Here is a 7,725-nt window from a genome sequence, read left to right as displayed (position 1 = left end):
CGCCAGACGCTCTTTGTGCGGTATTGCCTTTATTCACATGCATGAATTCCACGGACACGCCGCTGAAAACTGCCGGCATTCTCCTGTTTCGGGATCGGAGAATTCCAGCGAATCGCAGTGCAGCATGTGGTGGGGAAACTGTTCGGAACTGGTGCCGTACAGCCGGTCGCCGGCGAGAGGATACCCCAGATATGCCATGTGTACCCGTATCTGGTGGGTGCGTCCCGTTTCCAGCCGCAGGGAAAGCAGCGTGTAGGTGCCGTCGCTCCGCAGCGGCGTGTAATGCGTCACTGCAGGCTTGCCCTCCGGACGGACACACCGGCACAGCACGGAACCCTCTGCTCTGCCAATGGGAGCATCTACCGTGCCGCCGGTGGAAAGTTCCCCGCAGACCAGTGCCAGATAGGTCTTTCGGGTGCTGCCCTGTAGCTGTCCTGCGGCGTAGGCGGACTTGGCAATCAGACAGATGCCGCTGGTGTCGCTGTCCAGCCGGTATACCGGACGAAAGGGCAGCTGCGGAAACTGTGCCGCAAAGACGTTCCCCAGCGTGTCCCCGTGGTGTCCCTGTGAGGGGTGCACCGGCATGCCGGCAGGCTTGTTGTAGACAATGTAGGAATCTGTTTCTCCCAGCACAGGGACGGCTGCCGCAGAGGGGGCGAGGGTGGAGGGAACTTCGCAGTCGGTAAGCACGATCTCGTCCCCGAACTGTACCATGTCAATGGTGCGGATCTGTCTGCCGTTGCAGCAGATGCCGTTGGGGAGCCGCTTCAGCCGTACCAGCATACGGTGGGAAACACCCTTGTGCCGCCGGAGAAACTGCTCCGCGGTCATGGGCTGGGGGAGATGCATGGTGAACCGGAGTTCAGCCAAAGAAACCACGTCCTTTCGCATAAAAATGAAAATCGGGGGAAAAATAGGCGTAGTAGAATTCGTAAGGTAACACCGCACTGATGCAGTGTTTCCATAGAGAGGAATTGTCATGCAGATTCGTCAGAACCAAAGCTTTTCCGCCCAGACGCTCCGCACCCACCGGCATTTGTTCTGGGAGTGCTGGGGCGTGGTGCTGCTGGGCGTGCTCCTGTGGCTGCTGGAACTTTTCGCAGCGGCACTGCTGCTCCGAATACAGGACACTCCGCCGGCATCTCTGCTCACGGAGCAGGCAGTGCTGTGGCGGATAGTGCAGGCATGCTGGCTGGTGCCGGCGTGGCTGGCGTGGACGGTCTGCCGCTGGCGGCTGTGGTATCACTGTACCGGAGCCGTATCCCTGCTGCCCCGCTGCCGTCCGGCAGGAACCGGAAAACGACTAGTGCTGGCGTTGCAGAACACCCTGCTGCGGACGCTGCTGCTGCAAACCGTGACGCTCTGCCTGTTCGGGGCATACCAGCTGGGGCAAACCGCCGCCCACCGCACAGAGGGTGCTCCGTATCTGTTCTGGGCGGTGCAGCTGTTGGTGCTGGGGGTGCTGTGTCTGCTGGGCTGGGTCTATGTCTGTCTGGGGTTGTGGTGTGTGCCCTTTGTCTGCTTTGCCCGTCCGGAACTGCCGCCTTGGAAAGTGCCCGCTGCCGCCATGCAGATCATGCACGGCGGTCGGCGGGAACTGCTGGCACTGCTGGGGTGGTATGCCCTGCAAATGCTGCCGCTGGTGACGATTCCGTGGGTGCTGCCGAAAGCGGTACTGTCGGTGACGGTGTTCTGCAATCTGCGGTGCCGTCTGTGGTGCGATGCCATAGCAAACGGCACATACCGGTCGTTGCCCCGATATGTGCCGTCTGACAAATGAAAGGTGGAGAAGATGTCATTCGCTCCTATTGTTCAAATTTGCGTTTTCCAATAGGACGTTCAGCTTTTCCACGAGTGCCTTGCACTCGGCAATAGAAACCTCACCGCCGCCAAAAGAGAGCAGACCGCGGATCGGCATATATTTCATCATGGCTTCCATCATGTCTGCGGTGCTTTCGCCCATGGCGTTTTCATCGGAAGAACCGCTGGAAATGCCGAATGCACCGGCGTATTTTTCCAGTTCCTTGTCCGCATGGGGAATCCGCAGCACGTCGCCTATGGTCGTGTTCAGTGTGATCTCCGCGGGGAGTGCTTTCTCCCCGTGAATGGTAAGCATTTTTTCTGTAGTCAGGTGGTCGGAGGAGTTGCCCACTGCCAGCAGATACTTGCCGGTTTCTACCACCCAGCGTTTTTTCTGGGTACAGTAGTAGGCAAACGCACTGTTGGCGTGGAGGGTGAATGTCACCGTTTTGGTTTCGTGGGGAGCCAGTTCCACCTTTTCGAAGTCCCGCAGCTCCTGCACCGGACGCTGTACCGAGTCGGTCTTGGTCTGGGGCAGTACATACAGCTGTACCACTTCTTTTCCGGCACGGTCGCCGGTGTTGGTCACGTCCACAGAAACGGTGATGACATCATGGGACTGGTACTCGTCCTGTGCCGTCCGCAGATTGGAAACGGCAAAGGTGGTATAGCTCAGTCCGAATCCAAAGGGGAACAGCACCGGCATTTTCTTGGTGGTGTAGTACCGGTATCCCACGAAAACGCCTTCCCGATATTCGGTCACGTCACCCTCGCCCTGATATGCCACATAGGACGGGTTGTCCTCCAGCTTTATGGGGAACGTTTCCGCCAGATGTCCGCTGGGGTTGACATCGCCGTACAGGATCTGCACCGTGGCACCGCCCACTGCCTGCCCGCAGAGGTACGCTTCCAGTACACCCCTGACCTGATGCAGCCACGGCATTTCCACCGGCGAGCCGCCGTGCAGGACAACGACTGTGTTGGGGTTTGCCTCTGCCACGGCTTCGATCAGGGCATTCTGGCAGTCCGGCAGCCGCATGTGCTCCCGATCGTAGCCCTCGGACTCAAAGGTGTCCGGCAGGCCGGCAAATACCACGGCGACTTTTGCCGCCTTTGCCGCAGCCACTGCCTCTGCCATCAGGTCTTCCCGTACCACATCGTCCGAGGTTTCATAGCCCTTGGCGTAGAGGACGGGGTAGTCTGCCGCCATTTCCAGTGCAGACTCCACCTTGTGGCAGTTGATATGAGAACTGCCGCCGCCCTGAAAACGGGGGCTTTCCGCAAACTTGCCGATAAAGGCAGCGGTTTCGGTTTTCGAAAGCGGCAGGATATGGTCTTCGTTTTTCAGCAGCACCATGCACTGGGACGCGATTTCCCGTGCCAGTTCGTGGTCTGCATCGCGGTCGAATACTGCATCAGGATTCCGTCCGTCCAGATACCGCTGGACAATTCGCAGGATACGGGTGACGGCTCTGTCCAGTACGGCTTCCGGCAGTCTGCCGCAGCGAACCGCCTTGACGATTTCTGCATCCCGCATGCCGAAAGAGGAGGGCATTTCCAGATCCATGCCGGATTCCAGGTCAGCCACGCGGTCGTTGACGGCACCCCAGTCGCTGACCACAAAGCCGTGGAAATTCCACTCGCCCCGCAGAATGTCCGTGAGGGCTTCTTTGTTTTCGGCGGCATAGACTCCGTTGATGCGGTTATAGGCACACATCACCGTCCACGGCTTCGCCTTGCGAACGGGACGTTCAAAGGCGGCGAGGTAGATTTCCCGTGCCGTGCGTTCGCTCATCTCGGAGGAGCTGCTCATGCGGCGGTGTTCCTGATTGTTGGCATAAAAGTGCTTGATGCTGGTGCCCACCTGCTGGCTCTGTACGCCCTGAATGAACGATGCTGCCATTTCGCCGGCAACGTAGGGATCTTCCGAGTAGTACTCGAAGTTTCTGCCGCACAGGGGCGAACGCTTGATGTTGACTGCCGGCCCCAGCAGAACGCCGACATTTTCCGCCTGACACTCGTTGCCCAGAGCCTTGCCCATGCGTTCCACCAGACCGCGGTCAAAAGAGGACGCGGTGGCACAGCCCGCAGGGAAGCAGACCGCCTTGATGCTGTCGTTGATGCCCATGTGGTCGCCGGTTTCGTCCTGCTTTCGCAGACCGTGAGGCCCGTCGCTCATCATCATGGCGGGGATTCCCAGCCGTTCGATGGCCTTGGTATGCCAAAAGTCGCCGCCGGAACAAAGGCTTGCCTTTTCTTCCAGTGTCAGCTGCTGTAACAGTTCCGGAATATTCATGTGTGATATTACCTCCTATTGTTCCATGACAGCATGGGCACTTTCCCATGCTTTTTCGTCTGAATACACAAAAAGCGTGTTCGAATCCGCTTGATTTTTGACACTTTTATTGTAACACATTTCGAAACAAATAGCAAGAGGAAAATTGCAATTTGGGGGCAGAACGCCGGTGCAGGCGAAATTTTTGGCGGTTTGCTGTGAACGGGCAGGCGGAATCTGTCTAATATCCACAAAAATCAAGGGAAGTTCTGGAAATCGACACGAAGTCTATTTTGTGTGAAAAAACGTCCTTGTGGTTTTCAGCGGTTTTTCAGCATGGTTTCACGAAACGAACACATTGGGCGTGTATACTAAAACCATGCTCAAAGAGAGCATGTAACATCCTCTGAACCACTTCGCGTACACCCCGATGCGAAGTGGACAAATCCCCAATAATCCCTATATCATAGCAAAAAACGTCCCTCACCCCGGGGCGTTTTTTGTTTTTGACGGCGTAGCTGCTATTGTTGCAACAGCTAAAATTTTATATTGCTGCAAATAAGTTGCAGCAAATAAGCCTCCCTTGAAAATGAAAATTGATTTTCGTGTTGCCTATAGACTTTTCTATAAAATTGTGTTATAATAGGAATATTCTCAAAAGGAAACGAAAGGACTTTACTTCATGAAACGTGTGGTTTTTCTCGCTGCGGCGGCGGCAACGCTGGTGCAGTTTACAAAATATGATCTCACTGCCCTCCAGACGCTGGGCTGTGAGATCCACATGGTCTGCAACATGCAGGAAGGCAACATCTCGCAGGCAGCCCTGCAGGAGTACAACCAGATGTTCCCCCAGCTGCACTGGCATGACCTGCCCTTTTCAGACAGTGCGGGAGCCGTTCGCCGGAACCATGCCGCCTATGAAAAGCTGGTGCCGCTTCTGAAAGAACTCCAGCCCGATCTGCTGCACTGCCGCGGCACCATTGCCGGCTGGTATGGTCGCCGTGCCGCACAGGAACTGCAAATACCGGTGTTCTATACTGCCCACGATTTCCGCATTTTCCACGGCTGCCTGCTGGCAGAACGGCTGTGGTTCTCGGCAGTGGAGCGAAAATACCGGAAACAGACCAGCCGCTTTTTCGCTGTCTGTCCGGAAGATGCCGCCTATGCCAGAAAGCACCTGAATCTGGAACAGGTGACCGAACTGCCGGACGTGGGGCTGGACTGCGACAAGTACGCCACCCCTGCCCGCACCAGAGAGGACATACTGCGGGAACTGCACATTCCGCAGGAAGCCACCGTGCTGCTGTCTGTGGGAACACTTCGCATGCAGAAGCGGCTGCGGGTGGTGATGCAGGCAATGACACGGCTGCGGACACAGGAACAGCTGCACTACGTCATCTGCGGCGAGGGGCCGGATATGGTGTTTTTGCAGAAGCTGACGGAAAAACTGCATCTGGAAGAACGGGTGCACCTGCTGGGCTACCGCACGGATATTCCCGACCTGCTGGGGGCGGCGGATATTTTCTGTATGCCGTCCCGTCGGGAGGGCTGCGGCATGGCGGCACTGGAAGCCATGGCAGCCGGTCTGCCGCTGATCACCGTCCGGAACCACGGTACAAAGGTCTACGCCGAAAAGGGTGAGAGTGCCTTTTGCCTGAAAGGCGATCTGGTCACAGGCTGTGCAGATGCCATTGCACAGCTGGCAGAGAATAAGCTGCTCCGCCGGCAAATGGGTGCCCACAACCGTGCCGCAGCAACGTCATTTTCTGACAAGGACAGAATGATGCAGCTGCGGGCGTATTATCAGGAAGCACTGGCGGAGTAAGGCAATACCGCACAAAGATTGTGCGGTATTGCCGTAACATTCCGCGGTGTGTCTGCATAGGATAGGAACAGGAGGAGAAAGCAATGCCTTCAGAAAAACCTGTCCGACCGCTGCACACGCTGGCATACGGCGAAACGGCGGTGATTACCAGTATGTATCTGCACGGGGCGATCCGGCAGCGGTTACAGGATCTGGGCTGGATCACCGGCACAGCCGTCCGCTGTCTGCACACCGCCGGTGGCGGAGATCCTACCGCATACGCGGTTCGCGGCGGCGTGGTCGCCCTGCGAAAGTGCGATGCGAAAATGATTTTGGTACAATAGGAAAAAACTGCACAGAGATCCGTTTTTGTTGGGATCTCTGTGCAGTTTTTGTGTTTTGCGGGGTGACTGTTATTGTGCAGTGCATTGCCTTAGGCGGCGAGGACGAGCGAACTTGACCTGCTTTCACCCAAAGAAGCACATCACGCTTCCTGCCGCACCGCTTCTGCCAGTGCCCGCAGGTGTTCCTCGTCCTCCGGCTTGACGGCGGAGCGAATGGTGACGGTCGGCTCCAGTACAGTGATCTGCTTCATGGTGTCCAGCACTGCCCGCATGTTCTTTGCGGCACAGGGTGCCCATGAACCGTTTTCCACCAGTGCGACGGTGCGGTTCTGGAATGCCTTATATTGCAGGTGGAGCAGGAATTCTTCCATCGGCAGGAACACGCCGCCGTCATAGCTGGACGCAGCCAGCACCATGCGGTCATACCGGAACGCCTGTGCCACCGCTTCCGCCATGTCGCACCGGCACAGGTCGATGACTGTGACCTTTTCGCCCAGAGCCTTCAGCTGTTCTGCCAGATACGCCGCCGCTTTGGCAGTGTTGCCGTGAATGGAAGCGTGTGCCACCAGTACGCCCTTTTCCTCCGGCGTGTAGCTGCTCCACGTCTGGTACAGGTGCAGATAGGGTGCGAGGTCGCCGGTCAGCACCGGACCGTGCAGCGGGCAAATGGTCTGTATGTCCAGTTTTGCCGCCTTTTTCAGTAAAGTCTGTACCGGTGTGCCGTACTTGCCCACAATGTTGAGGAAATACCGCCGTGCTTCGTCTGTCCACGGCTCGTCCGTGCACAGTGCCCCGAACTTGCCGAATGCGTCCGCGGAGAACAGCACCTTTTCGGCAGACTCGTAGGAAACCATGACTTCCGGCCAGTGCACCATTGGTGCCATGACAAAGTGCAGGGTGTGGGTGCCCAGTTCCAGCACGTCCCCCTCCTTGACGGCAAGGGTGGGGTTCCGGGGGAGATTCCGGAAGAACTGGGGCAGCATAGCGAGAGCCTTTGCGGAGCCTACCAGTGTCATTTCCGGATAGCGTTCCGCCAGAGCCTGAATGCTGCCGGCGTGATCCGGTTCCATGTGGGAGATCACCAGATAATCCGGAGCCGTGCCGTCCAGCACTTCCGCCGCCTGTTCCAGCCACTGCTCCGTGGCACGGGGGTCTACGGTGTCCAGCAGAGCCGTCTTTTCGTCCCGAATCGCGTAGGCATTGTAGGAAACGCCGTGGGGAACGGGGTACTGGTTTTCAAACAAATCAATCGTGGTGTCATCTACGCCGATGTAAAAAATCGAACTGTCAGGGGAAATCGGTTTCAGCATGGAAATACCTCCTCAAAAATCTGCACATCGCTTTCTTAATGAGAACTGTTCTCATTTGTTTTAGTATAACAGGTAGATACAGCCATTTCATGAAAATTTTCCGGAAATTTTGAGAATTGTGGGGCTGTGCGGGATTGATGCAGGGGAAAAGGGGATTTCAAAGGAAACACTGCATAAAGCTTGTGCGTAAGA

Annotated in this window: 6 protein-coding genes; 3 read left to right on the top strand and 3 right to left on the bottom strand. The window is 56.8% G+C overall.

Translation table 11 applies throughout. From position 1 onward, the window contains the following. Window positions 1-33 precede the first annotated feature (33 nt). A complete protein-coding gene (locus tag RUMCAL_RS13470; RefSeq protein WP_051343886.1) occupies window positions 34-870 on the bottom strand; it encodes an RluA family pseudouridine synthase in 837 nt (278 codons plus the stop codon). A 109-nt stretch (window positions 871-979) separates the two neighbouring features. Here RUMCAL_RS13470 and RUMCAL_RS13465 point away from each other — a divergent pair, with 109 nt between their 5' ends. Continuing rightward, complete coding sequence (locus RUMCAL_RS13465; RefSeq protein ID WP_021683548.1) at window positions 980-1,780, top strand: hypothetical protein; 801 nt, start codon at window positions 980-982, stop codon at window positions 1,778-1,780. A 15-nt stretch (window positions 1,781-1,795) separates the two neighbouring features. Here RUMCAL_RS13465 and RUMCAL_RS13460 read toward each other — a convergent pair whose 3' ends face one another. Beyond that, window positions 1,796-4,096: a glycoside hydrolase family 3 C-terminal domain-containing protein gene (locus RUMCAL_RS13460; protein WP_021683547.1), complete on the bottom strand. Its 2,301-nt coding sequence runs from the start codon at window positions 4,094-4,096 to the stop codon at window positions 1,796-1,798. A gap of 661 nt (window positions 4,097-4,757) precedes the next feature. On the opposite strand from RUMCAL_RS13460, the gene RUMCAL_RS13455 reads away from it, so the two are divergent. Beyond that, window positions 4,758-5,900, top strand: a complete 1,143-nt coding sequence (locus RUMCAL_RS13455) for a glycosyltransferase (RefSeq protein WP_021683544.1) — start codon at window positions 4,758-4,760, stop codon at window positions 5,898-5,900. A gap of 83 nt (window positions 5,901-5,983) precedes the next feature. Then, window positions 5,984-6,223 (top strand): FeoA family protein, encoded by a 240-nt coding sequence (locus RUMCAL_RS13450; RefSeq protein ID WP_021683543.1) that lies wholly within the window; start codon window positions 5,984-5,986, stop codon window positions 6,221-6,223. 140 nt (window positions 6,224-6,363) lie between these two features. Here the strand turns inward: RUMCAL_RS13450 and RUMCAL_RS13445 are convergent, their stop codons facing one another. After that, window positions 6,364-7,533, bottom strand: a complete 1,170-nt coding sequence (locus tag RUMCAL_RS13445; RefSeq protein ID WP_021683542.1) for an FprA family A-type flavoprotein — start codon at window positions 7,531-7,533, stop codon at window positions 6,364-6,366. Window positions 7,534-7,725: the final 192 nt, after the last annotated feature.

It is taken from the genome of Ruminococcus callidus ATCC 27760, from assembly GCF_000468015.1.
Lineage (GTDB): Bacteria > Bacillota > Clostridia > Oscillospirales > Ruminococcaceae > Ruminococcus_C > Ruminococcus_C callidus.
Note: the sequence above shows the minus strand (reverse complement) of the source record. Positions and strands in the feature narration are given on the sequence as shown.